This window comes from Sphingorhabdus sp. SMR4y (assembly GCF_002218195.1).
Classification (GTDB): domain Bacteria; phylum Pseudomonadota; class Alphaproteobacteria; order Sphingomonadales; family Sphingomonadaceae; genus Parasphingorhabdus.
The window spans coordinates 1,433,578-1,458,691 of record NZ_CP022336.1 but is presented as its reverse complement, the minus strand read 5'-3'; the positions used below and the strand labels follow the sequence as shown (position 1 = coordinate 1,458,691).

Below are 25,114 nucleotides of genomic sequence, written 5' to 3'. Positions count from 1 at the left end.
GGAACAATGACAATGGATTTTAACAAACTCTTCTCGCTCGAAGGCCGTGTTGCTCTCGTTACCGGCGGCCAGCGGGGTATCGGCGCGATGATAACGGAAGGATTTCTGGCGCAGGGTGCGAAGGTCTATATTTCCGGTCGCAAGGCAGATCAGGGCGAAGCTGCTGCTGCTGAATTCGGCGAGAATTGCATCTATATTCAGGGTGATATTTCGACCTATGAAGGCTGCAAGGCGCTGGCCGCAGAAATCGCGTCGCGGGAAGAGAAGCTCGACATACTGGTCAACAATGCCGGCGTCGCATGGGGCGCGGAATATGTCGATTTTCCTGAATCCGGCTGGGACAAGGTCATGGACACCAATGTCAAAGGCCTGTTCTTCCTGACCCAGGCCCTGCACCCGCAATTGAAAGCGGCCGCCAGTTTCGAGCAGCCCGCCAAGGTTATCAATATTGCATCGGTTGACGGTCTGAAGGTGAATCCCTGGGAAACCTACAGCTATCAGGCTTCGAAAGCTGCGGTCATCCACTTGACTCGCAAAATGGCTTCGAAACTGGTGCAGGAAGACATCATCATGACCGGAATTGCGCCTGGCGCTTTTGCCTCGACCATGAACAAGGCGGCCCGCGACCACGAAGATTCTGTCGAGAAAGGCATTCCGGCCAAGCGTATCGGACGGCCGGAAGATATGGCATCCGCCGCTGTATTTCTGGCAAGTTCGGCCGGCGATTATGTCATCGGGACCACTATCCCCGTAGATGGCGGCATCGTGAATGCCGCCAATCCGGGGGCCTCGATCGACGGCTGACCCGGCTTTGCTGCTTGACCAACTAAACTCCAAGCTGTATTATTGTGACAATACAGCTTGGAGGAAAAATCATGTCGACGAAATATCTGATACTATTGGCCGCTTTGCCGCTCGGCTTGTCCGCTTGCAGCAAGGTCGATGATGAATCCTCGGTTTCGATAGACTTCAGCGACGAGGACAAGTCCGACAGCGAGAAGATCAAAATCGGCGGTGACGGCGATAACAGCAAATTCTCTATCAAGGCCGAGGGCTTCTCGATGGAAGTCGATTTGCCTTCGATCACGCTCGACAGCGATGATTTCGACATGAACGACGTAGACCTCTATCCCGGCAGTCACGTCACCAGTTTCAATATCGAAGACAAGGACGGGCAGGGTGGCAAGGTCCAGATCGGCTTCAAGGCTCCCGTCGGAGCAAATGCATTGGCCGACTGGTATGAAAAACAGTTGACCGGCAACGATTTCAAGGTCGTCAGGGACGGCACCAGTCTGTCGGGGCGCAATGATGAGGGCGATCCGTTTTCGCTGGCTCTGACCGAAGTGTCCGGCGAGGAAAGCAAGGGCATACTCGAGTTTTCCGAACGCAAATAGACTTGCCATCGTTCCCGGCTTTGCATGATTTTACCCCTGCTGGTCTGATCATTCAGGGGGTGGCCACCGAACTATGCTATGATCGCCTGGAACAAGACAGGAGCAACGGTCATGCGTCACGGAAAAACCTCGACAAAAATAATAGCGTCTTTCGCGCTGGCGACAGCGCCGCTAGCCATGATCGGCTTGGCGGCGACACCGGCGGCGGCGCAATCCACCGGCGTGAAAAGCCTGTTGGGCGATGCATCCGACAATGCGCTGGACAAGCTGGCCCAGCCGGGCGCTTTCTATGCCGACAAGGCGGTGCGGGTGCTGCTGCCCGGTCCGCTGAAAAAGGCCACCGATATCTTGCGCTTCACCAGCAAGGCGGGGCTGACCAGGGACATCACCAAAACGCTCAATGATGCTGCCGGCCGGGCGGCCCTCGAAGCCAAGCCGCTGTTCCGCTCGGCGATCGATAATCTCACGCTTCAGGACGGTGTCGGTATTGTAACCGGGGGCAATGCGGCCGGCTCCGATTATCTGCGGCGCACTTCCGGGGAAGAGCTGGCGACAAAGGTGCGTCCGCTGGTCGAAAAAGCACTGACGGAACTGGGCGCCTACCAGCAGGTCGAGAAGCTCGGGTCCGTGTCATCGCTGGCCCGACTGGGCGGCGCGAATATTTCGCGTGAAGGCCTCACCGATAGCGTCACCGACCAGACGATGGACGGCATCTTTACTTATATCGGCAAGGAAGAAGCCAAGTTTCGCAGCGAACCGCTGGACAAGGGCAAGAAGCTGCTGAAGGGTATTTTCAAGTAAATTCAGATGTCTAATTGATATTCAGGGAATTCGGAGGGCATTTTGGCAGTTGCAAAACGCGCAACAGATAATTCTCCATTTTCAATTGAAACCTAATGGCGATGAGACCATTTGCAGCCTGTAAGTTACGCAGGAAAAGAGATGTTTGTCAGGCGTTTGTAATAAGGAGAAAATCCATGAAAACGCTTTTCAATATTGTCGCCGCCCTTTCCGTCAGCAGCATCGTGCTGTTCTCGACGGTTCAGGTCTGAGGCAAGAAGTTACAATCCCGGCCGCCGCATCCTCCTCCCAAAACAGGCGCCGGGATTGGTCCAACGGTCCGGTCCTTTCACCACCCCCTCCCGAGTGAAAGGCCGGACCAGCGGACGATTTTTGCGGCAATTCCACAAAAAACCCCGCTTTCCACTTTTGTCCACCATTGCGGCAGGAGTTTTCCACCGCTGAATGCTGGTGCTGTGGATAACTTGTCATAATCCGCTAGGAGCGACTCGGGACAAAGAGTCATATATCAGTCATCGGAAGGCAATCGGACGAACCAGCGACCAGTCAGCAATGACCCGCAGGACAGCCCGGGAACCGGAAGATGGTCGAGACGACCAATTTGTTTTTCGCAAGAAAAGGAAAATGATCTCTCGGTCGGTGATCGGATGCAGTCCGGCAAGGGACGGCGCAAGCCCGAACAGGCAGGACGAGCGAAGATCATCGGGTGACCGGACCAGTATCGGGTTGGAAACCGAAGCGGGGAGGCGCAAGTCAAACCGTGGAAAACCACCAACCATCAACGGATTGGACCGGAAGCCGGACGCCAAACAAGCGGCGGCTGAAATCGCAAGAGGACAGCGGCCCCAACAGAGGCGCAGCGGGAGCTTATCTTCGGATAAGCTCCCGTTTTTTTGTTGCTGGCCACCGCGCGCCTTGCGGGTGCTGTTGTCGCCCGAACCTGTCCTGACAGACCCCTGTGCTACCGCATCATTACTGCTAGTCTGATTAGGGTGACTCATCTCGCATGAGCGCCATAAACAAAAAACAGGACAGGATGATATGGATAGCAGCAAACTCATGTTCCGCGACGACCTGATGGCGGGCGAGCGCATTCTCGTGACCGGCGGCGGCACCGGCCTCGGCAAGGAAATGGCCGAAGGTCTGCTCAAATTGGGGGCCGAGGTGCATATTTGCGGCCGGCGCGGTGATGTATGCAAGGCGACAGCCGAAGAACTGGTCGAAAAACATGGCGGCAAGGTCGTGCCGCACCCCTGTGATATCCGCAGCGCAGAGATGATCAGCGAAATGAATGACATCATCTGGCAGCAACATGGTCCGTTGACCGGCCTGATAAACAACGCCGCCGGCAACTTCATCTCCCGCACCGAAGACCTGTCGATCCGCGGGTTTGATGCGATTGCCAATATTGTCTTCCGCGGCACATTCTACATGACCCATGATATCGGCAAACGCTGGATCGAAGGCGGGACCCGCGGTAATGTTGTTTCGATCCTGACCACCTGGGTGTGGAACGGCAGCGCCTTCACTGTGCCCAGCGCAATGTCCAAAGCGGGTATCAATGTGATGACCCAGAGCCTCGCGGTGGAATGGGCGCGCCATAATATTCGCCTCAATGCCATTGCGCCGGGCCTGTTCCCGACCGAAGGCATGTCGAGCCGGCTTAATCCGACCGGCAGCGACAAGGAACGCAAGCAAAGCGGTGCGCCGATCAACAGACCGGGCGAAATGCATGAGCTGGCCAATCTGGCCGCCTTCCTGCTGGGCCCCGGAGTCGAATATATGACCGGCCAGACCATAGCGATCGATGGCGGCGGCTATCTTGCCGGCGGCGGTAATTTCTCGCAGTTGCTGGCCTGGGGCGATGAGCAGTGGGATGCCGCCAAACAGGCTATTCAGGGCCAGAATCAGAAAGACCGCGCAAAACGGACGGTCTGACCCGTCGCAACGGATGCCGGGTGGTCGCCAGGGGCGACCCCGGATCTTTTTCCTTTGTACAGTGATCGTCGTCACAGGGGCTTGGTAAAGATTCGGTTAACAGAATCTTGCGGCATCGATCTGATGAACTGTTTCACTCAATACGAAACTGATGCCGTATCCCACCCTTTTAGGGTAATCAGGAGAAGTCCGGCGGTTTAGCGACCCGCCGTCGGGCTTCTTTTGATGTGCGCCAGAAGCGCCCGAACACCCCTTTCTCCAGCACGATCTCCACTGCTTGGCAGGAGGCCTGAAACAGCGCCGTCCTAAATCTGATCGATATCTTCGATGACTGTCAGGAAATATACCGGTTTCGCCATTTGTTCGAGTGGCCCTAAAAATCCTCCTGTCACGACGAGACGATCAACAGGAGAGAGAGATGTTCAAGTCACAGGTTTCAATTTTTGCCTTGCTGGCGGCTTCCATGACGCCGCTGGCGATCGCAAGCCCGGCTCAGGCCCAGAAAACGGTGGTCCAGGATCCATCGGGGGCGATGACGAACAAGGACTGGTGGCCACAAAGCCTGGACCTCGCGGCGCTTCGCCAGCACGAGGCCCAGTCCAACCCCTATGGGCCGGACTTTGACTATGCCGCCGAATTCGCAACGCTTGATCTGGCGGCGGTCAAGGAGGATATCCGAAAGGTATTGACCACTTCGCAGGACTGGTGGCCGGCCGATTATGGCCATTACGGTCCGTTCTTCATCCGCATGGCCTGGCACAGCGCCGGCACCTATCGTGTCGGTGACGGGCGCGGCGGTTCTGACGGCGGCGAGCAGCGGTTCGAACCGCTTAACTCATGGCCCGACAATGTCAGCCTCGACAAGGCCCGCCGACTGGTCTGGCCGATCAAGCAGAAATATGGCCGCAAATTGTCCTGGGGCGACCTGATGGTGCTGACCGGCAATGTGTCGCTTGAAGATATGGGCTTCAAGACCATCGGCTTTGCCGGTGGCCGCGTGGACGCCTGGCAACCCGATCTCGTGTTCTGGGGGCCCGAAGCCAAGATGCTGGAAGACAAGCGTCGCGACGGCAAGGGCGACCTCAAGGGTTCGCTCGCAGCGACGCAGATGGGTCTGATCTACGTCAATCCGGAAGGTCCGAACGGCAATCATGACCCGATCTCTGCCGCAGCCGACATTCGCCGGGCCTTTGGCAATATGGCAATGAATGACGAGGAAACGCTGGCCCTGATCGCCGGTGGACACACGTTCGGCAAGGCGCATGGTGCGCACAAGCCCGAGGAATGCATGGGGGACGAACCCTCCGCTGCGGGAATCGAAAGTCAGGGCATGGGCTGGGCCAACAAATGCGGCAAGGGCAATGCCGAGGATACGATCACCAGCGGTCTCGAAGGCGCATGGTCGGCCAATCCGATCGCCTTCACCAACCAGTATCTCGACAATCTGTTCGGTTTCGAATGGGTGAAGACCAAGAGCCCGGCCGGCGCGACCCAGTGGATTCCGAGCGATCCGAACGCTGCCAACATGGTGCCGGACGCGCATATCCCGGGCAAGACCCACGCGCCGATCATGTTCACCACCGATATCGCGATCAAGGAAGATCCCGGGTTCCGCAAAATCGCAGAGCATTGGCACAAAAATCCCGATGAATTTGCGGCGGCCTTCGCCCGGGCGTGGTTCAAGCTGACCCATCGCGATCTCGGGCCCTCGGCGCGCTATCTCGGTGCTGATGCGCCGAGCCAGACGTTCATCTGGCAGGATCCGTTGCCCGCTGCGGACTATGCGATGATCGGTGACGCGGACGTCTCGCAACTCAAGTCGAGAATTCTGGCCTCCGGCCTGTCGACGCCCGAACTGGTGCGCACGGCATGGGCTTCGGCTTCGACCTTCCGGGGCAGCGATATGCGCGGCGGCGCCAATGGTGCTCGGCTGCGGCTGGAGCCGCAACGCAACTGGGCGGTCAATGACACGGCGGAACTGACGAAGGTGCTGGGCAAGCTGGAAGCGATCCAGAAGGATTTCAACCGCAGCGCCACGGGCGGCAAGCAGGTTTCGCTCGCCGACCTGATCGTTCTGGGCGGCAATGCTGCGGTCGAGCAAGCGGCAAGCAAGGCGGGGCACAAGGTCAGTCTGCCGTTCACGCCCGGCCGTGTCGATGCCACGCAGGAGCAGACCGACGCGGCTTCCTTTGCCTATCTCGAGCCCAAGGCGGACGGCTTCCGCAACTATTACGCAGCCGGTGCTGATCTGGCGCCAGCGGCTGCATTGGTTGACAAGGCGGATGCGCTCAACCTGACGGTACCGGAAATGACGGTGCTGGTGGGCGGTTTGCGGACATTGAATGCCAATGCGGGCAAGTCGTCCCATGGCGGGTTTACCGCCAATCCCGGCCAGTTGAGCAACGACTTTTTCGTCAATCTGCTCGACATGAAAACGCAGTGGAAGAAATCGGAATCGCAACCGGGACTGTACGAGGGTCATGACCGCAAGACCGGCGAACTGACCTGGACCGCGACGCCGGTTGATCTGATCTTTGGCTCCAATTCGGAATTGCGCGCCGTTGCGGAAGTCTATGCGTCGGACGATGCCGACCAGCAATTTGTCGAAGATTTTGCTGCGGCCTGGACCAAGGTGATGAACGCCGACCGTTTCTAGGCTGACATAAAAAACTGGAAAGCCCGGTGGCCGCGTGATCCGCAGCCGCCGGGCTTTTCATGTTGCGGCTGGAATTGGGCGTCTCGGTTCGCTCCCGTTCGTTCTGAGCCTGTCGAAGGGTCCGGAGACTGCGTGGCAATGTCAGCTTGCTCAACCCGTGCTTCGACAAGCTCAGCACGAACGGATTGTGCTCCGCGCGAGCTTCCAAAGCTTGCCCGCACCGAGCACAGTTGCTCCGCAAAAAATTCCGTTCGCCCTGAGCCTGTCGAAGGGTCCAGCGTCTGCAGGGCAATGTCAGCTTGTCCCACCTGTGCTTCGACAGGCTCAGCACGAACGGAGATTTGCAATGGCAAATTCAATGAAGCGCAGCAAAATGCTTTCCTACACGCCACCGGCTGGCTTAATCTCGCAACCGTAAGGCTCTTTGACATTCTGGATATGTGCGAAATGGCTCCGGTCTTTTGCCCGCGACCCGGCCGGCATCTTCCGCTGGCCCAAAGGTCACACTAGATGGCAGGTGATTGCCAAAAGAACACTAAAAAACAATATCTTGAGGCAAAGGTCACAGAAAATAAAAAGGCGCGTTGCTGTAAAATTCGCCAAGGCGGTGCCTAGATCATCGCCTGCGCGGACATGATGTCCTTGCCATCGTTTCCGATCACGGCGAGCGAAATATTCTCGCCCTCCTGTTTGCCGACCAGATATATCGGCCTGTTGGCAAAGGCCGGTGCCTGTCCGCGGAAGGAAAAACCTGAGAGCCTGTTTGCGCCCAGTTCGCTCGCCGCGAGATTGAGCAACAATGTCGCCATTAGCGGTCCGTGCACGACCAGACCGGGATAGCCTTCTTTCTCCATCGCATAGGGCCGGTCATAATGGATGCGGTGACTGTTGAAGGTCAGCGCCGAATAGCGGAATAGCAAGGGCTCGGACGGGACGATTGTCTGTTGCCAGTCCCAGTCCTGCAGGTCCGGCGCTACGCTGCTGGTCTGGCGTGCCGGTGCCGGAGCGGCGGCCGGTTCGCGGTAGACGATATTCTGCCGTTCCCTGATCGCGACAATATCACCGACGCGGGTTTCATGGTCGACCGCCACAAACACCAGATTGCCGGATTTTCCGGATTTCTCCTCTATGCTGGCGACGGTCGAGACGCGCGAAATTTCGTCGCCTAGCTGCAGCGGCCGTTCGAACGAAATACTGCTTGAAGCCCACATGCGGCGGGGCAGGGGGATGGGCGGCAGGAAACCGCCCTTTGCCGGATGGCCATCTTCGGCAAGTTGCGCGGTCGACGTATCGGGCAGGGCAAGACACCAGTGCAATCCTTGCGGGATCGCGTCGGTGACCGGCCGGTCGATGGTTGCACAAAAGCGGTGCAGCAAGCCGGGCGTGATCACATCATGGCGCGTTTCGCTCTTGCCGATCCAGTCTTTCCAGTCACTCATTAATAGCTCCGCGGCAGGCCCAGCACATGTTCTGCGACATAGGAGAGGATCATGTTGGTGCTGATCGGGGCGACCTGGTAGAGCCGGGTTTCGCGGAACTTGCGCTCGACGTCATATTCCGCGGCAAAGCCGAAACCGCCGTGGGTCTGGACGCAGGCTTCTCCGGCCGCCCAGCTGGCGTCGGCGGCCAGCATCTTGGCCATATTGGCTTCCTCGCCGCAATTCTCGCCCGCCTCATATTTGCGCAGGCCCTCGTGGACCAGCAGTTCGGCCGCGCGCATCTGCGCATAGGCGCGGGCGATCGGGAACTGGACGCCCTGGTTTTGGCCGATCGGCCGGTCGAACAGCACCCGTTCCTTGGCATAGGCGGTTGCCTTCTCGATGAACCATTTGGCGTCCCCGATACATTCCGCCGCGATCAGCAGCCGTTCCGCATTCATGCCGGAGAGGATATAGCGAAAGCCCTTGCCTTCCTCGCCGATCAGATTGGCGGCCGGCACGCGCATATTGTCGAAGAACAGTTCGGTGGTGCTGTGGTTCATCATCGTGTCGATCGGCCGGATGGTCAGCCCGTTGTCCCTGGCCGCGTTCATGTCGACCAGAAAGACCGACAGGCCGTCGGTGCGCTTGGCCACCTGATCGCGCGGGGTGGTGCGGGCGAGCAACAGCATCAGGTCGCTATGCTCGGCGCGGCTGGTCCATAATTTCTGGCCGTTGACGATATAGTCATCGTCGTCCCGCTTCGCCACGGTCTTGAGCGCCAGCGTATCGGTGCCGCTGGTCGGTTCGGTCACGCCAAAGGCCTGCAGGCGCAATTCACCGGTCGCGATCTTCGGCAGATATTGTGCTTTTTGTGCGTCCGATCCGTGGCGCAGCATCGTGCCCATGATATACATTTGCGCATGCACCGCGCCACCGTTGCAGCCCTGCGCCTGGATTTCCTCGAGGATCGCCGCTGCCGCCGAGATCGGCAATCCGGCGCCGCCAAATTCCTCCGGGATCAGGGCTGCCAGATAGCCGGCCTCGCCAAGAGCGGCGACAAAATCGCTGGGATATTCGCGCGCCTTGTCCCGTGCCCGCCAATATTCGCCGGGGAATCTCTGGCAAAGCTTGGCAACTTCATCCCGTATATCGCTATAATCCTGCATGCATTCCTGTCCTTAACCCTGAAATCTCTGCCGACCATATTGTCTTCCGCCAGCGCCCGCGAGAGGCGCCAGACAGTATGGACTGCGGTCTTCGCTGCTGATTGAAACGAACTTGGCCGGAAGATCAACTGCCAATCCTGGTGCAGGATTCATTCGTTGTGCATCAGCTATGGCCTCATATTTCGGGACTGACAGCGGCGCATCGGAAGATTTGCCGCATCCGGCTGACCATATTGCGACTGCAGTCAGTTTTTGAAAACCACTGTCTTGTGTCCGTTCAGAAAGACTCGGTCCGCGAGATGGTAATGGACAGCCTGCGAGAGAACCCGGCGTTCAATGTCGCGCCCCTTGCTCACCAGCTGATCGGGCGTGTCGGCATGGCTGATCGCTTCCACATCCTGATGGATGATCGGTCCTTCATCCAGATCTGCAGTGACATAATGGGCGGTCGCGCCAATCATTTTAACGCCGCGGGCATGGGCCTGATGATAAGGCTTGGCGCCCTTGAAGCCAGGCAGGAAGCTGTGGTGGATATTGATGCAGCGGCCGGACAGGAAACCGGCGAGGTCATCGGAGAGAATCTGCATATAGCGGGCAAGAACGACCAGTTCCGCGCCGCTTTCAATCACCAGTTGCTTGATTTGCGCTTCTTGTTCCGGCTTGGTTTCTTTCGATACCGGCAGATGATGGAAGGGGACATCCTCGATCAGCGATATTTTCAGGGCGTCACGAGGATGGTTGCAGATTATGCCCACCACTTCCATCGGCAGTTCCCCGATCCGGTAGCGATAGAGAAGGTCGATCAGACAATGGTCGAATTTGGAAACCATAACGATGACTTTGGTCCGCTCGTCACTGCTCCGCAGTTTCCACTCCACCTGCTTTTCAGCGGCGAAGGCCTGCATCGCGTCGGAAATGGCGCCGAGCGCCGGGCCTTGCGCCAAATCAAAGACCACGCGCATGAAGAAATGGTCGGTCTCACTATCATTGAACTGCTGCGAATCGACGATATTGCCGCCGTTATCGGCCAGTATCTTGGCGACACTCGCCACAAGGCCCGGCTGGTCCGGGCAGGATAAGGTCAATATCTGTCTTTCGGTCGGCATAATGGTTCTTTCAATCCCGGGATGGGGCGCGGTACATGCGGTTTATGGTTTGGTCTTGCCAGCGATTTGTTGAAAAAGGATGGCCATCGTCTCTAGCCAGTCCTTACACAGCCGGACAATGGAAAAAATGCCGGTGACCGACCTGTGATCGCGTTATTCGCGATCATGGCTGAAAATTTGCGGCCTTCCGAAGAAAAAGCGGTTCCAATGGGCGGATGGTGGAAGCTTTGTCTTGCGAACACCCATCGGGGCAGACTAGTAAAATGATCAGCAAAATATGATCATAGGGACGAGAGAAGGAAAAGCCTAATATGAAAACCCGTGCAGCCGTAGCATTTGAAGCGAAAAAGCCACTCGAAATCGTCGAGCTGGATCTGGAGGGCCCGAAAGCGGGTGAAGTGCTGGTCGAGATCATGGCGACCGGCATTTGCCACACCGATGCCTACACGCTCGACGGCCTGGACAGCGAGGGCAAGTTTCCGAGCGTGCTGGGCCATGAAGGCGCCGGGATCGTGCGCGAAGTCGGACCAGGCGTAACCTCGGTAGTGCCCGACGATCACGTGATCCCGCTTTACACGCCGGAATGCCGCCAGTGCAAAAGCTGCCTGTCCGGCAAGACCAACCTGTGCACCGCGATCCGTTCGACGCAGGGGCAAGGGCTTATGCCCGACGGCACCAGCCGCATGTCCTACAAGGGTGAGGCGATTTACCATTATATGGGCTGCTCGACCTTCTCGAACTTCATCGTTGTGCCCGAAATCGCGGTTGCGAAGATCCGCACCGACGCTCCCTTCAACACCAGCTGCTACATCGGTTGCGGCGTTACCACCGGTGTTGGCGCGGTAACCAACACGGCCAAGGTGGAGCCGGGCTCCAATGTCATCGTCTTCGGTCTCGGCGGCATCGGCCTCAACGTGCTGCAGGGCGCGCGAATGGTCGGCGCAGACAAGATTATCGGCGTCGATATCAATGACGATCGCGAAGAATGGGGCAGGAAGTTTGGCATGACCCATTTCGTCAATCCGAACAAGATCCAGGGCGATATTGTCGAGCATCTGGTGGCGCTCACCGATGGCGGCGCTGACTATACATTCGACTGCACCGGCAATACCGACGTGATGCGTCAGGCGCTGGAAGCCTGCCATCGCGGATGGGGCGAAAGCATCATCATCGGTGTCGCCGAAGCCGGCAAGGAAATTTCGACCCGACCGTTCCAGCTGGTCACGGGCCGCGTCTGGAAAGGCACGGCATTCGGCGGCGCGCGCGGCCGGACCGATGTTCCGAAGATTGTCGACTGGTATGTCAACGGCAAGATCGAAATTGACCCGATGATCACCCACACATTGTCGCTGGAAGAGATCAACAAGGGATTTGACCTGATGCATGCGGGCGAGAGCATCCGCAGCGTGGTGGTCTTTTAATGGAAACGGTTTCGACCAACAGAAGCTTCGCCGGAACGCAGGGAGTCTATACCCATGCGTCCGCCGAAACAGGCACAGACATGACCTTCGCGGTCTATGTCCCGGACCATGAAGAGGGCGCGAGGCTGCCGGTCGTCTGGTATCTGTCCGGCCTGACCTGCACCCATGCCAATGTCATGGAGAAGGGCGAATATCGCCAGGCGGCGAGCGAACTGGGGCTGATCATAGTCGCGCCGGACAGCTCGCCCCGCGGCGAGGACGTGGCCGACGACGAGTCCTATGACATGGGACAGGGCGCAGGCTTTTATGTCGATGCGACCGAAGAACCCTGGGCCAAGCATTTCCGCATGCGCAGCTATGTCGAGAAAGAGCTGCCCGAGCTGATTGCGAGGGAATTTCCGGCCGATATGGAGCGCCAGGCGATATTCGGCCACAGCATGGGTGGCCATGGCGCGCTGACCATCGCGCTGCGCAATCCGGACCAGTACAAGAGCGTATCCGCCTTTGCGCCTATCGTTTCCCCGCTCAACTGTCCCTGGGGTGAAAAGGCGCTTGGCGGCTATGTCGGCAACGACAAGGCAATCTGGCGCCAATATGACGCCTGCGCGCTGATCGAAGACGGCGCGCGTGTCGGCGATATATTGGTCGATCAGGGAACGAGCGACAATTTCCTCGAAGAGCAATTGAAGCCGCAACTTCTGGTGGAAGCTTGTGACAAGGCAGGCATCCCGCTCAGTCTCAATATGCGCGAAGGATATGATCACAGCTATTATTTCATTTCGACGTTCATGGAGGATCATCTGCGCTGGCACGCCGAGCGTCTGTGATCCCGAAAATCGAACCCTTCGATTTTAGCGACATGTCATAAAAGGAAGAAGCCTTGCCGCAGCGGGATTTGCAGAAAACCCTGGACCAGGTGCTGGCCAAACAGCCGGTTGCAGGCGCGGTTGCGATGGTTGGCAACGCCGACGGAATAATCGTGTCAGCGCAAGCGGGGCTGGCTGACCCCGAAACCGGCAGGGCGATGACCATTGATGGCATATTCCAGATCGCGTCGATGACCAAGGCGATCACATCGGTGGCCGCGATGCAACTGGTTGAACGCGGCCTGTTGGCGCTGGATGAACCGATCGCCCCGATCCTGCCCGAACTGGCTAATCCTGATGTCCTGAACGGCTTTGACGGGGACGGTGCGCCTATAATGGAGTCTGCCAGCACAGCTATTACCCTCCGCCATCTGCTCACGCATACCTCTGGGCTCGGCTATGCATTTACCTGCAGCGACATGGCAAAAGCCCAGGGAAAGGTCGCGCCCGCGAGTATAGCCAGCATTACAGCGCCATTGATGTTCGAACCGGGGGCAGACTGGCTTTACGGCGTGAGCACCGACTGGGTCGGACGGGCGGTTGAGTCGGCCAGCGGGCAGACGCTGGGCGCCTATATGGAGGAACATATATTCGCGCCGCTGGCCATGCACGATACGGGTTTCTCCGTGAGCCCGGACAAGATCGGACGCCGGGTTCCTCTGCTCTCCCGCCAAGCGGAAGGCCTGGTGCCATTTCCGATTGAAATTGGCGGTGGAGATGCAGCGGAATTCCAGTCTGGCGGCGGCGGGCTCTATTCTACAGCTGCAGATTATATGCGTTTCATGCGGATGATCCTGAATCGCGGATCGCTCGACGGGGCCCGGATTGTCAGCGAAGAGACCGTGGCAGCGATGTCGAAAAACCAGATTGGTGCAATGAGGCCGGGGCCGATGGAGAGCGTGGCGCCGCAGCTTGCCAACTCCTTTGATCCTTTTCCGGAGATGGGCTGCGGCTGGGGCCTGGGCTTTTTGATCAACCCGGAAACAGGCCCCTGTGGTCGTGCGGCCGGCAGCCTTGCATGGGCGGGACTGTCCAACTGCTATTTCTGGATCGACCCCGCGAGCGACATTGCCGGTCTGGTGTTGATGCAATTTCTGCCTTTTGCAGACGCGGCAGCGCTTCGTGTTCTGGCTGCAGTGGAAACGACGGCCTATCAGATGACATGATATGGGCCGGTTCGCTTTGAAGGGTTGTGGGTGCTGTTTTTGCGGGGTCCGCCTGTCCAGATGGAAGGACCATCCGTGACCACAGTTTCGCCACCATCGCGATTAGGCAATTATCTCTATCCGCCAGTTTGATAAGACGGTAGCTTTCGAAGTGCGGGAGCTGCGGTGATATCGCGCGGATATACGAGGATTTCAACGATGCGCTATTTTCTGGATACGGAATTCAACGGCTTTTGCGGCGACCTCATTTCTATCGCACTCGTGCCCGAAGACGAAAGGCAGACGCCATTTTATGCGGCGATAGAATGTTCCAGTCCAACGCCATGGGTCGTCGAGCATGTCCTGCCTGTACTGAAAATAGAGCCGGTGCCCAGGACCCGCGTCGCCGATCTGTTCGCAGACTATCTGAGTGATGATCCCCGACCGGTGCTGGTGGCTGACTGGCCGGAAGACATCGCCCATGCCGCGCGATTGCTGGTGACTGGCCCGGGGCTTATGAAACCGGTGCGCAATATTCGCTTTGAGTTGGTGGATGGCGAGCTTGTCAGTTCGGGCGCGAGCAGTGCGGTGCCGCATAATGCCTATCACGATGCGCTCCGGCTGCGCGCGGACGTGCTCGCTTATGAAGCCCGACTGGCGATGTAGATGGAGCAGCAGGACGCCGGGCTGGAAAGCCAATCCGGGTTTGTGCTGCAGACACACCTCCATATCTTCCCAAGCCTGAAGGCTTTCTTGTCGTCGCACGCTTAATTCGCCGGACTTGCTGCCGTAAACCCTGGTCCAAGGGCCCGCATCGCAAGCGCTTCATCATCTGTTTACGGCGTTCCGCTAAATTGGGACAAGATCGAGTTGAGTAAAAGGACATTGCTGGTTGCTGCTGTTCCAAAACAAGATTCTAGAGATGATTGCTACGGGCGTCTCGCTGGAAGCGACGGTGGATCGTCTGTGCGTTGAACTGGAGCATCTGCTGCCCGGCATCGCCTGTTCGGTCTTGCGCGTGAAAGATAATGGAACACTCTATCCGCTCGCCGCACCCAGCTTGCCGCAAAATTTTTCCGATCTGATCGACGGCCTGATGATTGGCCCCAATGTAGGATCCTGCGGCAGTGCGGCCTATCTGGGCGAAGCAGTTGTCGTGACCGATATTGGAAATGATGCGCGCTGGTCGGCGTTCAGGGACCATCTCCTGCCTCATGGTTTCCAGGCCTGCTGGTCGGTGCCAATTTTTAATACGGATGGTACGGTTTTTGGTACCTTTGCCTTGTATTTCAAACAAAAGCGGATGCCGCGCGCCCGGGAAAAACAGCTGGTCAGTGCCAGTATCCATCTGTGCGCGATCGCGCTCGAACGACATGATCGGGTCATAGAGCGCGAACGGCGGGCCTCGATCGACGGATTGACCGAACTGCCGAACAGATCCGGTTTTGACTTGGCATTGAGTCGCTTGTCCTGTGAACAGCCGGGCACATGGGCTTTGCTGTTGGTCGATCTCGACAATCTCAAGATGATCAACGACACCTTTGGCCATCAGGCGGGAGATGAACTCCTGCAGAGCGTTGCCCAGCGGATCCGGACCAGTGTCCTTCCCGATCATGCGTTCCGGCTCGGCGGTGACGAATTTGCCGTGATCCTGCAGGAAGCGGAAGCGGTTGCCGATCTCAGCGGAACGGCTGCAAAGATTCTTGATGCGATAGGTGTCGTTACCAGTTGCGGCGGCCATAGGATTCAACCGCGTGCGACGATCGGCGGTGCCGCGTTTTCGCCCGGCGATCCGGACGCCGAAACGGTACACCGCCATGCCGATTTCGCGCTCTATCATGCCAAGGAAATCGGACGCGGCGGCTTTGTCCGATACTGGCCCGGTATCGGCACCGCGATCAAACACAGGATCGAAGTCATCCAGGATGTCGATGTCGCTTTGGATGAAGGCCGGATCGAGGCCCATTATCAGCCGCTTGTCCGGATCAATACGGGTGAGATTATCGGCATGGAAGCGTTGTGCCGGCTGCGCAAGCCGGACGGCCATCTGGTATCGGCCGGGGCCTTTCACCAAGCCACTACCGATGTCGACGTAGCGGCCAAGCTGACCGAAGGAATGTTGGCGCTGGTGGCTGCCGATGTCCGGTCCTGGCTCGACCGCGGCATTCCCTTCCAACATGTCGGGATCAACATTTCATCAGCAGATTTTCACAGCGGTACGCTTTACGATCGGATCAAGAACGCCTTTGGTCGAGAAAATGTACCTCTCAAACATGTTGTTATCGAGGTGACGGAATCGGTATATCTCGGGCATGAAGATCCGATTGTCGCGCAAGAGATAGAGGCCTTGCGCGGCCATGGTCTGCGAGTAGCGCTGGACGATTTCGGTACCGGTTATGCTTCGCTGACCCATTTGTTGACGGTGCCGGTGGACATCCTGAAAATCGACAGATCCTTTGTCAGCGAATTGCGCCAGGGCGAGAGGGGCTTGGCGATCATTGCAGGGTTGCTCGGCATCGCGAGGAAACTCGATATACGGGTGGTCGCAGAGGGTATCGAGACCGAAGAACAGGCCCTTCTTCTCGACGAAAATGGCTGCGAACTGGGGCAGGGTTATCTTTATTCCCGCGCCGTCTCGCGAGACGATGCGACCGAGTTGCTGCTGAAATACGCGCAGCAAAGCGGCACGGACACCGTTCAGCCCAAATGCGGCATGCCCCCGCGTGTCATCACGGATCGGACCATTCCCGAGGATGAAGAGGCTCTGGGCGAAAATGGACTGAGGGCCGTGTCCTGAGATAGCCAATATGGCTGACGCGGCTGACCCTACGGCAACCTGCCAACAGAAGACGATATCAAGATACGGCAGATCGATAGCCAACTAAATAGATAGTCAACTAAGTTGATTAAATATCTTAACAATATGAGTAGTCCGAAATCGCCCCAATCCGCTTGGTGGCGATATCGGTCAATATGGGAAAAGCGCAAAAATATGCGCAGCCCGACGGAGGAGGATGAAATGAAAGCACTTGTCAAAAATAGTGGCGTCAATTGTACCAAAGCCATTTTGCTTTGCGGAGCTGCCGCATTGGGGTTCGCTTCGGCAGGAACCGCCAACGCTCAGGAATCGGGCGCAGAGGACGGCCGAGACGGCCTGAACGTAATCGTGGTCACCGCCCGGAAAAAAGCTGAATCCCTGCAGGAGGTTCCCGTCACGGTCACCTCCATCGGAGGGGATACGCTGGATACCTATCAGGTCACCAATGTCGACAAACTGCAGAGCCGCGTTCCCTCGCTGACCATTCAGCAGGGCGGAGCCAATGGCGGCGCCTCGCTCAGTATCCGCGGTGTCGGCACCGCAAACCTGTCGCCGGCTTTTGATTCTGCGGTCGCTCTCGATTTTGACGGCGTGCAAATCGGCCAGCTGCGGATCCTGCAGGCGGGCTTTTTCGACATCGCGCAGATTGACGTGCTCAAGGGGCCGCAGTCGCTGTTCTTCGGCAAGAGCGCTTCGGCCGGCGTTTTGACGCTTACATCCGCCGGACCAACCGTCGACTGGGAGGTCGGCGGCAGACTGGGATATGAATTTGAAGAAAAGGGCTATATCGGCGAGGCCTATATTTCGGGACCATTGACCGACACACTCGGTATCCGTTTGGCCGGGCGTTATAACAAGATTGATGAACTGCTCATCAATGAAGCGCCAAATGTCGCCAAGCCAAAGCGTGGCTCGGAAGATATCTATGTGCGCGGGACCGTCGCCTGGGACCCGGTCGACATTTTCAGTGCTGATCTGAAAGTCAGCTATATCAACAGCAAGCGTGACGGAGCCAGCCTGTTCGCGGATATTGACTGTGGGCCGAACGGTGTTGCGGACCCGATAGTCCTGTTCGGTGGTACGCTTCAGATACCTGCGGGCTACAGCTGTAACGCAGGGGACGGAATTTATTCCTATCCGGATGCCGCTCCGCCTTTGGCGGCAAGCCAGCCACCCCCGTTTCGCTCTACCACCGTGCCTTATCATGAATCGGATATCTGGCTCGGTCGTCTGAAGATGGGCCTGGAACTGAGCGATCAACTGTCGCTGACAGCGATCAGCGGCTTCTACAGCCTGCGTTCGGAAGAGCTCGAGGCTTATTCCTACGGGGGCAATCTCGGAGGGGTGTCCTTTGGCACCGGACTGGGGACGCCGCGTGTGGCGACAGATCAGTTTTCGCAGGAGCTTCGCGTCGATATGACCGATCTCGGTCCGCTGGATCTTACCATCGGAGCATTTTACGAATATAAGGATTCCGATTTTGACGCGCCGCTCTACGCCGTCAACATTGCCATTGCCGGACCGGATCCTGTCACCGGCTATACCGCGGATTTGCTGAAACTGCAGAACACCAAATCGGAGGCATTCTCGGTCTTTGCCAATGCCAGTGTCGATCTGACCGAACGGCTGAATCTTTCTGGCGGCTTACGTTATACCGATGAAAGCAAGACCAGCCGGATTTCCGTTCCGTTCCAGCATCTATTCCTTGCCAGCAGCGGAGCATTTCTACCTTCGAACTATTTCTCCGGACCGATCGACTTCAAGGATGACAATTTCTCGCCGGAAGTTTCACTGACCTACGAAGTGGCGGACGACATAAACCTCTATGCAGCCTACAAGACCGGATTCAAATCCGGTGGCATCGACAGCGCCGTTCTGCCGACCCTGTCGCTGCAGATTGCGAAGGACAATGATGACTTTTCCGCCATCACTTTCCAGTCCGAAGAATCGAAGGGCGGGGAAATTGGCATGAAGTCGGAATTGTTCGACCGTCAGTTGCGGTTCAACGTCACTGCCTACCGCTATGCGTTCAGCAATCTTCAGGTCCAGCTGTTCGACCCGATTGCCATTCAATATAGCACATTGAACGCCAGCGAGGTCACAACGACCGGTATTGATGTCGACTTCTTCTGGCAGACCCCTGCCACCGGTCTGACCCTCTCGGGTGCCATCGGTTATCTCGATTCCAAATATACCGAGGACTATTATCCGCTGGATGATACGGCCACGCCGACCGTGCTTGAAGGCGATAATCTGAGAGGCAGGGCGCCAAGAAATGCCCCGGACTTCAGTGGCAATGTGGCATTTGACTATCGCGTTCCGCTGGGCGGTCTGGAACTTGGGTTGAACGGCAATGTCAGTTACACCGGCTCATATTTCATCGCCGACCGGACGTCGACCGACGCCAAGCAATCTGATTTTTTCACTTTTGATGCGGCCGTTTCCATCGGCGAGCCCGGGGGCAAATGGAAATTGTCGCTCGCAGCGGTCAATATTGCTGACAAGCTGTATCTGACCTCGGATACCGGACGGCCATTTCTACCGCCGACAGGCGATGATCGCATCGTCAGCTACAATCGCGGCCGACAAGTGTTTCTCGACGCATCATTCAAATTCTGAGCGGACAAGATTGGACAATTGGGCTCTCTCCCAAGGGCTGTCCATAGACTGGAAGCCGCCTCCTGACCGGAGGCGGCTTTTTATGCAGGTCGCGAGATGAACGAGCGGCCGGGGCAATCGAAGCGAAGCCGTTTCAATCTGTCGCTTTTGCGTCCAGATGCCGAATAATGACGGCTTGCACCTTGCATTTCGCAGCTCTGCCCGAACCGTTCAGGGGGCCTTGACCTCGAGCAGCAACTTACCGAAATTCCCGCCGACATAGAGGTCTTTCATGGCCACTATGGCATTTTCGATGCCGGGCCTGATATCTTCGCGTGTGCGAATTCTGCCTTCGGCCGCCCATGTCCCCAGTTGCGCTCCGCCTTCGGCAAAGCGGTTTGCATAGTCGCTGATTATGAAACCCTGGACCTTGAGCCGGCGCATCAGGATAAGCGGCCAGGATTTGGGACCAAGCTGCTCTTCGCTGTCATTATAGGTCGAAATCATGCCGCATAATGCCATCCGTCCGAAATCATTCATCCGGCTCATTACGGCCTCCATGATATCGCCACCGACATTTTCGAAATTCATGTCGATGCCGTCGGGACAGAGCTCGTCCAGTCGTGCGCCGACGTCTTCATTCTTGTAATCGATACAGGCGTCAAACCCGAGTTCGTCGACCACGTAACGGCATTTTTTTTCACCGCCGGCGATGCCGATCACGCGGCAGCCCTTGATCTTGCCAATCTGCCCGACCACGGAGCCGACCGCGCCGGAGGCGGCAGATACGACCAATGTTTCGCCCGGCCGGGGATCGCAGATATCCAGAAGCCCGAAATAGGCTGTCAGTCCCGTGCCGCCCAGTGAACCGAAAAGCTTGGCAAGCGGTACGCCTGGGATCTCGGGAATTTGCTGTATCGTCGCGCCATCGGCCACAAAATGCGTGGCACAGCCACCAAGGCCGCCAACGGTCATGCCCGGTTCGAAATCATCGTGCCGCGATTCCAGAACCTTGCCCGCGATGCCGGCGCGCATGATATCGCCCAGGGCAACCGGCGGCATATATTGATCCATGTCCGACATCCAGATCCGGTTGGTCGGATCGAGCGATACATAATTGACTTCGACCAGGACCTGTCCTTCATCCAGCGGCGGGATCGGCTCGGTAACCAGTTCGAGATCACCGTCGGCAATCTCTCCAACGGGTCGCGAGCGCAATCGCCATGCTTTCATCACTTCGGTCATTTCACTCTCCTGTCAAACTGTCGGAAAAGAGATCAGGGTTTTACAATCCCAGACCACCGATCAGCATATATTTGATTTCCAGATAGTCCTCGATACCATATTTGGAACCTTCCCGGCCGATACCGCTCTCCTTGATCCCGCCAAAGGGCGCAACTTCGGTCGATATTATGCCTTCGTTGATCCCGACAATTCCATATTCCAGCGCTTCGGCCACTCGCCAGCACCGGCCCAAGTCCTGGGTATAGAAATAGGCGGAAAGGCCCGATTCCGTATCATTGGCCATAGCAATTGCCTCAGCTTCGGTTTCGAACCGGAAAACAGCTGCGAGAGGGCCAAAGGTTTCCTCCCTGGAAATCTTCATCGCGGTCGTCGCTCCGGCAATCACTGTCGGATTGAAAAACAGCTCGCCCTTGTCGGGCGCTGCGCCGCCGGTCATTATGGTAGCACCCTTGGTCTTGGCATCGTCGAGATGGTCCTGGACCTTGGCCATTGCATCGCGATCGATCAGGGGGCCAATATCGATGCCGTCCTGCGTTCCGTTACCGACGGTGAGCGCTGCGGTGGCAGCCGCAAGCTTTTCCACGAACCTGTCATATATTCCGTTCTGCACCAGAAAACGGTTGGTGCAGACACAGGTTTGTCCGGCGTTACGGAACTTGGCCGCAATCGCTCCGGCTACTGCGGCTTCGACGTCGGCGTCATCGAACACGATAAACGGAGCATTGCCACCCAGTTCCAGTGACACTTTCTTCACATTGTCAGCGCATTGCCGCATCAGCAACTTGCCGACGTCCGTCGAACCGGTGAACGACAATTTCCGGACCACCGGATTGGATGTCAGTTCCCCGCCGATCGTCGCCGCATCCCCGGTGACGCAGGACAATATTCCGGGCGGAATTCCGGCTTCTTCTGCAAGCACGCACAGTGCGAGAGCGGACAGGGGGGTATGTTCAGCCGGCTTTACCACGATGGCACAGCCAGCCGCCAGAGCGGGGCCGATCTTGCGCGTGATCATGGCGGCGGGAAAATTCCATGGCGTGATTGCGGCGCAGACACCGATTGGCTGTTTCAGAACCAGAATTCGCTTGTCCGCGGCATGGGTCGGGATCACATCGCCGTAAACGCGTTTTCCTTCCTCCGCGAACCACTCGATGAAATTTGCGGCATAGCCGATTTCGCCGCGGCTCTCGGCAAGCGGTTTGCCTTGTTCGGCCGTCATGATCCGCGCCAGGTCTTCCTGATGTTTCATCATCAGTTCGAACAACCGTCGCAATATTAGGGCGCGCTCCTTCGCTGTTCTTGCTGCCCAGCCAGGCTGGGCCTTCTGAGCCGCGTCAATTGCCTTGCGGGTTTCGGATACGCCGGCATCGGGGACTTCGCCAATTTGCGTTCCGGTGGCGGGGTTGGTGACGGCAAATTTCTCGCCTGAATCGGCGTTCACCCAAGTCCCGTTGATATAGCATTGGCTGCGCAGCAGGTCCGGGCGGGATAGGTCGAGGTCGGTCATTGAAGTGGGATTCCTGATTATAGAAGTGAAAAACTCGAAATGAGCATGCTGCGGCCATCGCTACGCCTGTTCAGGCCCAGATGAATTGTGTTGCGACGGCATCACCGAAGGATGATAAAACCGGGCCGGTCAAAATCTTTTTCCAATCGCAAAAGCGGCGGTCCCGATTGCGCACTTGATCGATGGCCTAGACCTCTTCCACATTGCTGCATCTTCTCTTTGAACGGCTACGCCGGTCTGGCCATAGCCAGAACTGTCAATTCTATTGATTCACCCCCGCAAGGGAGTGCGCGTTCGCCATAGTCTTCTACGTCCGACACTCTAGAGTTCCGCTGATCGGCGGGTTGCGCGGGCAGGGCGGTTTGCACTGGCGGCCGAAATATCGATTTTCCGGCTATTCCGGGACTATGCCGGTGACGATCGACATTCCGTTGTCCACTCTTATGGCAGCGCCATTGATGAATTTTGCTTCATCGCTGGCCAGAAACAATACGGTATTCGCGATATCATCGGGTTCGCCCAACTTGCTGACGCCCGATGCCTGGTTGGAATCATCGAGCGAAATCAGACCGCTTTCGATCATCTTTTCCGGCATTGACATGACCATCGGGGTGACGATCCCGGACGGATGGACACTGTTGCAGCGAAGCGGCATTTTGTTGAGTGCGAAATGGGCCGCGACAGACCGGGTCAACGACTCTACTGCACCTTTTGCAGCGCTATAGGCTGCGACGTAGGATTCACCCTGTACCGATGCGATCGAAGCCATGTTGATGATCGAGCCGGAGCCGGATCGCTTCATCGCCGGGATCGCATATTTGCAACCGAGAAACGTGCCCTGGGCGCTGACGTCCATGACAAACTGATAGTCTTTCAATGTCTGGGTTTCTATATTGCCGGCTTCAACGACGCCGGCATTGTTGACCAGGATATGCAGCCCGCCGTGATTGTCCACGACATCGGAGATCAATTGCTGCCATGCGTCTTCGCTGCGGACGTCAAGTTCGACAAAGCTCGCCGCATCGCCGATTTCCTGTGCCACCCGTTCCCCGTTTTCGCGGTCGACATCGGTCAATATGACGGTCGCGCCTTCTCTGGCAAATATTCGCGCATCGGCTTCACCGAGGCCTTTTGCGGCACCCGTAATTATCGCGATTTTCCCTGACAATCTGCCCATGATCATTCCCTCTCCCATTTCTCGCAAGGCAATAGCAAAATGTCATGTAAGTTGACATTTGTCTGAAGTGATAGCGGGGTGAGACTGGCGAGAGAAGCCGGCTTTGTCAGCGTCTATTCGAGCGGCAGCTGACGCCAGTCCAACGCCAGCGCTTCCCGAACCGCCTGCAGCCGGGTTTTACCCCATTTTTCTTCCAGCATATCTTCTAGTCATCTGGAATTGAAGTAAGTATCATTGTATATGCTCTGTTTGAACAGACAGGAGCATTGGTAATGGTAGGCAGGCAGGCGGGTTTGGTCGTATTGAGCGGCGAGGACCGCTTTTTTCTTGAAGGGCAGGTTCGCAGGCACAAGGTGCCGCGCTCGTTGTCGGATCGATGCCGGATGATTCTGCTATGCGCGGAGGGATTGCAGAGCAAGGAAGTTGCGCAACGCCTCGGTGTCCACGAGCACACAGTTGGCAAATGGCGACGGCGGTTTGTACAGGATGGCATTGAAGGGCTGACCGACGAATATCGTTCGGGACGACCACGAACGGTATCAGATGCGCAGGTGGCTCAGGTGATCGAGCGCACGCTGAACAGCACGCCGAAGGATGCCACCCATTGGTCAATCCGCACGATGGCAGCCGAGACCGGGCTGTCGCACACTACCATCCGGCGGATCTGGTCTGCCTTTGGCCTGCAACCGCACCGCTCACAGACGTTCAAACTGTCTACCGACCCTTTGTTCGTCGATAAGGTGCAGGATATTGTCGGCCTCTATTTGTCGCCGCCAAACCGGGCGGTCGTGCTGTGCGTAGACGAAAAATCCCAGATCCAGGCGCTGGACCGTGAGCAACCGGTCTTGCCTATGGCACCCGGTGTGGCCGAACGCAGAACACATACCTACATCCGCAATGGTACGACGTCCTTGTTCGCTGCGCTCGACATCGCCACCGGCGCCGTGATCGGCAAATGCTACAAGCGGCACCGGGCCACCGAGTTCCTCGACTTCCTCAAGAGAATCGACGCCGAGATACCCGAAGGACCGGACATACACCTCGTGATGGACAACTACGCCACCCACAAGACGCCAAAGGTCAAGGCCTGGCTGGCGCGCCGCCCGCATTGGCATGTTCACTTCACGCCGACATCGGCATCCTGGATCAATCAGGTCGAACGCTGGTTTGCAGAGTTGACGCGCAAGCAGTTGCAACGCGGTGTCCATCGATCAACGGCAGAACTCGAAGCCGACATTGTCGCCTTCATCGCAGCACATAATGAAAATCCCAAACCCTACAAATGGGTCAAATCCGCCGACGAAATCCTCGCCGCCGTCAAACGCTTCTGTCAAAAAACAATGAGCCGAACTTCAGATTCAGGTGACTAGGCCGTTCAGGATCTCGACGGCATCTTGGCGCATCGGCTCCATGTCCCTGGAAAAGGCGATGATCTTGGCGCGCTTGTCGTCCGGGTCGTCTTCCAGAGTGATCATGCCGCGAGCAGTCATTTCCGCCAGTGCCTGGCTCAGGGCCTGACGGCTGATACCGAGCTTTTCCGCAATCCGCGACGGACGGGTTTCACCATCGGCCAGATTGGCCAGGATCATCGACTGTCGGCGACTGATCGTATCCCAGCCTTTGGCGCTCAGTTGCGCCTGAAGTGCTTCGTCAAACCAGAATATAGCCTCGACCAGCTGGACCATGATGAGATCTTTGTTCATGCAGCGCCCATAAGCACAGAATATCAGCCCGGGTAAATAGCCCTTTTGGACACATTGCTTTTGCAATCGCCCGGCAACGCTCATGATCACAAATGATAATAGTCAACTCTCTTTACATTATACAGGGTCGGAGAACCGCAATCGGGACAGCA

General features: G+C 57.3%; 19 protein-coding genes. 12 read left to right on the top strand and 7 right to left on the bottom strand.

Features of this window, described 5'->3' with window-relative positions:
• The first annotated feature begins 12 nt into the window (after window positions 1-12).
• From SPHFLASMR4Y_RS06870 to katG, 5 genes are all read left to right on the top strand, one after another.
• Window positions 13-804: an SDR family oxidoreductase gene (locus SPHFLASMR4Y_RS06870; RefSeq protein WP_089132886.1), complete on the top strand. Its 792-nt coding sequence runs from the start codon at window positions 13-15 to the stop codon at window positions 802-804.
• A gap of 71 nt (window positions 805-875) precedes the next feature.
• Window positions 876-1,394 (top strand): hypothetical protein, encoded by a 519-nt coding sequence (locus tag SPHFLASMR4Y_RS06865; protein WP_089132885.1) that lies wholly within the window; start codon window positions 876-878, stop codon window positions 1,392-1,394.
• Between the two features lie 111 nt (window positions 1,395-1,505).
• Window positions 1,506-2,195 (top strand): DUF4197 domain-containing protein, encoded by a 690-nt coding sequence (locus SPHFLASMR4Y_RS06860; protein ID WP_260807107.1) that lies wholly within the window; start codon window positions 1,506-1,508, stop codon window positions 2,193-2,195.
• 1,041 nt (window positions 2,196-3,236) lie between these two features.
• The gene (locus tag SPHFLASMR4Y_RS06855; RefSeq protein WP_089132884.1) at window positions 3,237-4,133 is read left to right on the top strand and encodes an SDR family oxidoreductase; all 897 of its coding nucleotides are present in this window, start codon (window positions 3,237-3,239) and stop codon (window positions 4,131-4,133) included.
• 418 nt (window positions 4,134-4,551) lie between these two features.
• Complete coding sequence (gene katG, locus SPHFLASMR4Y_RS06850; protein WP_089132883.1) at window positions 4,552-6,789, top strand: catalase/peroxidase HPI; 2,238 nt, start codon at window positions 4,552-4,554, stop codon at window positions 6,787-6,789.
• Window positions 6,790-7,400: 611 nt separating this feature from the next.
• Here the strand turns inward: katG and SPHFLASMR4Y_RS06845 are convergent.
• The 3 genes from SPHFLASMR4Y_RS06845 to purU form a co-directional block, all read right to left on the bottom strand.
• On the bottom strand, window positions 7,401-8,228 hold the full coding sequence (locus tag SPHFLASMR4Y_RS06845; RefSeq protein ID WP_089132882.1) for a MaoC family dehydratase N-terminal domain-containing protein: 828 nt from the start codon (window positions 8,226-8,228) through the stop codon (window positions 7,401-7,403).
• Window positions 8,228-9,376, bottom strand: a complete 1,149-nt coding sequence (locus SPHFLASMR4Y_RS06840) for an acyl-CoA dehydrogenase family protein (protein WP_089132881.1) — start codon at window positions 9,374-9,376, stop codon at window positions 8,228-8,230. The genes SPHFLASMR4Y_RS06845 and SPHFLASMR4Y_RS06840 overlap by 1 nt, the downstream gene beginning before the upstream one ends.
• 245 nt (window positions 9,377-9,621) lie before the next feature.
• Window positions 9,622-10,482, bottom strand: a complete 861-nt coding sequence (gene purU / locus SPHFLASMR4Y_RS06835; protein ID WP_089132880.1) for a formyltetrahydrofolate deformylase — start codon at window positions 10,480-10,482, stop codon at window positions 9,622-9,624.
• 311 nt (window positions 10,483-10,793) lie between these two features.
• Between purU and SPHFLASMR4Y_RS06830 the strand changes: the two genes are divergently transcribed.
• The 6 genes from SPHFLASMR4Y_RS06830 to SPHFLASMR4Y_RS06805 all read left to right on the top strand — a co-directional run bounded on the left by SPHFLASMR4Y_RS06830 (window position 10,794) and on the right by SPHFLASMR4Y_RS06805 (window position 19,351).
• On the top strand, window positions 10,794-11,903 hold the full coding sequence (locus tag SPHFLASMR4Y_RS06830) for an S-(hydroxymethyl)glutathione dehydrogenase/class III alcohol dehydrogenase (protein WP_089132879.1): 1,110 nt from the start codon (window positions 10,794-10,796) through the stop codon (window positions 11,901-11,903).
• Complete coding sequence (gene fghA, locus SPHFLASMR4Y_RS06825; protein WP_089132878.1) at window positions 11,903-12,730, top strand: S-formylglutathione hydrolase; 828 nt, start codon at window positions 11,903-11,905, stop codon at window positions 12,728-12,730. Before SPHFLASMR4Y_RS06830 ends, fghA begins: the two co-directional genes overlap by 1 nt.
• A 53-nt stretch (window positions 12,731-12,783) precedes the next feature.
• On the top strand, window positions 12,784-13,935 hold the full coding sequence (locus SPHFLASMR4Y_RS06820; protein WP_089132877.1) for a serine hydrolase domain-containing protein: 1,152 nt from the start codon (window positions 12,784-12,786) through the stop codon (window positions 13,933-13,935).
• A gap of 198 nt (window positions 13,936-14,133) precedes the next feature.
• Complete coding sequence (locus SPHFLASMR4Y_RS06815; RefSeq protein ID WP_089132876.1) at window positions 14,134-14,580, top strand: hypothetical protein; 447 nt, start codon at window positions 14,134-14,136, stop codon at window positions 14,578-14,580.
• Between the two features lie 256 nt (window positions 14,581-14,836).
• Window positions 14,837-16,711, top strand: coding sequence for a putative bifunctional diguanylate cyclase/phosphodiesterase (locus SPHFLASMR4Y_RS06810; protein WP_089134742.1), 1,875 nt, complete (start codon window positions 14,837-14,839; stop codon window positions 16,709-16,711).
• 222 nt (window positions 16,712-16,933) lie between these two features.
• Window positions 16,934-19,351, top strand: coding sequence for a TonB-dependent receptor (locus SPHFLASMR4Y_RS06805; RefSeq protein ID WP_186266063.1), 2,418 nt, complete (start codon window positions 16,934-16,936; stop codon window positions 19,349-19,351).
• A 210-nt stretch (window positions 19,352-19,561) separates the two neighbouring features.
• On the opposite strand, the gene SPHFLASMR4Y_RS06800 is transcribed toward SPHFLASMR4Y_RS06805, so the two are convergent.
• The 3 genes from SPHFLASMR4Y_RS06800 to SPHFLASMR4Y_RS06790 all read right to left on the bottom strand — a co-directional run bounded on the left by SPHFLASMR4Y_RS06800 (window position 19,562) and on the right by SPHFLASMR4Y_RS06790 (window position 23,259).
• The gene (locus SPHFLASMR4Y_RS06800) at window positions 19,562-20,575 is read right to left on the bottom strand and encodes an NADP-dependent oxidoreductase (RefSeq protein ID WP_089132874.1); all 1,014 of its coding nucleotides are present in this window, start codon (window positions 20,573-20,575) and stop codon (window positions 19,562-19,564) included.
• A gap of 40 nt (window positions 20,576-20,615) precedes the next feature.
• On the bottom strand, window positions 20,616-22,082 hold the full coding sequence (locus SPHFLASMR4Y_RS06795; protein WP_089132873.1) for an NAD-dependent succinate-semialdehyde dehydrogenase: 1,467 nt from the start codon (window positions 22,080-22,082) through the stop codon (window positions 20,616-20,618).
• Between the two features lie 394 nt (window positions 22,083-22,476).
• On the bottom strand, window positions 22,477-23,259 hold the full coding sequence (locus SPHFLASMR4Y_RS06790) for an SDR family oxidoreductase (protein ID WP_089134741.1): 783 nt from the start codon (window positions 23,257-23,259) through the stop codon (window positions 22,477-22,479).
• A 272-nt stretch (window positions 23,260-23,531) separates the two neighbouring features.
• Between SPHFLASMR4Y_RS06790 and SPHFLASMR4Y_RS06785 the strand changes: the two genes are divergently transcribed.
• The gene (locus tag SPHFLASMR4Y_RS06785; protein ID WP_089131732.1) at window positions 23,532-24,629 is read left to right on the top strand and encodes an IS630 family transposase; all 1,098 of its coding nucleotides are present in this window, start codon (window positions 23,532-23,534) and stop codon (window positions 24,627-24,629) included.
• Here the strand turns inward: SPHFLASMR4Y_RS06785 and SPHFLASMR4Y_RS06780 are convergent.
• Window positions 24,618-24,962: a MarR family transcriptional regulator gene (locus SPHFLASMR4Y_RS06780; protein ID WP_186266062.1), complete on the bottom strand. Its 345-nt coding sequence runs from the start codon at window positions 24,960-24,962 to the stop codon at window positions 24,618-24,620. The two genes, SPHFLASMR4Y_RS06785 and SPHFLASMR4Y_RS06780, sit on opposite strands and share 12 nt — an antisense overlap.
• Between the last annotated feature and the right edge of the window lie 152 nt (window positions 24,963-25,114).

Excerpts from the sequence above, each read along its gene's own strand:
- SPHFLASMR4Y_RS06870 (WP_089132886.1), top strand. The coding sequence starts at position 13 with ATGGATTTTAACAAACTCTTCTCGCTCGAAGGCCGTGTTGCTCTCGTT.
- SPHFLASMR4Y_RS06865 (WP_089132885.1), top strand. The coding sequence starts at position 876 with ATGTCGACGAAATATCTGATACTATTGGCCGCTTTGCCGCTCGGCTTG.
- SPHFLASMR4Y_RS06860 (WP_260807107.1), top strand. The coding sequence starts at position 1,506 with ATGCGTCACGGAAAAACCTCGACAAAAATAATAGCGTCTTTCGCGCTG.
- SPHFLASMR4Y_RS06855 (WP_089132884.1), top strand. The coding sequence starts at position 3,237 with ATGGATAGCAGCAAACTCATGTTCCGCGACGACCTGATGGCGGGCGAG.
- katG (WP_089132883.1), top strand. The coding sequence starts at position 4,552 with ATGTTCAAGTCACAGGTTTCAATTTTTGCCTTGCTGGCGGCTTCCATG.
- SPHFLASMR4Y_RS06845 (WP_089132882.1), bottom strand. The coding sequence starts at position 8,228 with ATGAGTGACTGGAAAGACTGGATCGGCAAGAGCGAAACGCGCCATGAT.
- SPHFLASMR4Y_RS06840 (WP_089132881.1), bottom strand. The coding sequence starts at position 9,376 with ATGCAGGATTATAGCGATATACGGGATGAAGTTGCCAAGCTTTGCCAG.
- purU (WP_089132880.1), bottom strand. The coding sequence starts at position 10,482 with ATGCCGACCGAAAGACAGATATTGACCTTATCCTGCCCGGACCAGCCG.
- SPHFLASMR4Y_RS06830 (WP_089132879.1), top strand. The coding sequence starts at position 10,794 with ATGAAAACCCGTGCAGCCGTAGCATTTGAAGCGAAAAAGCCACTCGAA.
- fghA (WP_089132878.1), top strand. The coding sequence starts at position 11,903 with ATGGAAACGGTTTCGACCAACAGAAGCTTCGCCGGAACGCAGGGAGTC.
- SPHFLASMR4Y_RS06815 (WP_089132876.1), top strand. The coding sequence starts at position 14,134 with ATGCGCTATTTTCTGGATACGGAATTCAACGGCTTTTGCGGCGACCTC.
- SPHFLASMR4Y_RS06810 (WP_089134742.1), top strand. The coding sequence starts at position 14,837 with ATGATTGCTACGGGCGTCTCGCTGGAAGCGACGGTGGATCGTCTGTGC.
- SPHFLASMR4Y_RS06805 (WP_186266063.1), top strand. The coding sequence starts at position 16,934 with ATGAAAGCACTTGTCAAAAATAGTGGCGTCAATTGTACCAAAGCCATT.
- SPHFLASMR4Y_RS06800 (WP_089132874.1), bottom strand. The coding sequence starts at position 20,575 with ATGACCGAAGTGATGAAAGCATGGCGATTGCGCTCGCGACCCGTTGGA.
- SPHFLASMR4Y_RS06795 (WP_089132873.1), bottom strand. The coding sequence starts at position 22,082 with ATGACCGACCTCGACCTATCCCGCCCGGACCTGCTGCGCAGCCAATGC.
- SPHFLASMR4Y_RS06790 (WP_089134741.1), bottom strand. The coding sequence starts at position 23,259 with ATGGGCAGATTGTCAGGGAAAATCGCGATAATTACGGGTGCCGCAAAA.
- SPHFLASMR4Y_RS06785 (WP_089131732.1), top strand. The coding sequence starts at position 23,532 with ATGGTAGGCAGGCAGGCGGGTTTGGTCGTATTGAGCGGCGAGGACCGC.
- SPHFLASMR4Y_RS06780 (WP_186266062.1), bottom strand. The coding sequence starts at position 24,962 with ATGAACAAAGATCTCATCATGGTCCAGCTGGTCGAGGCTATATTCTGG.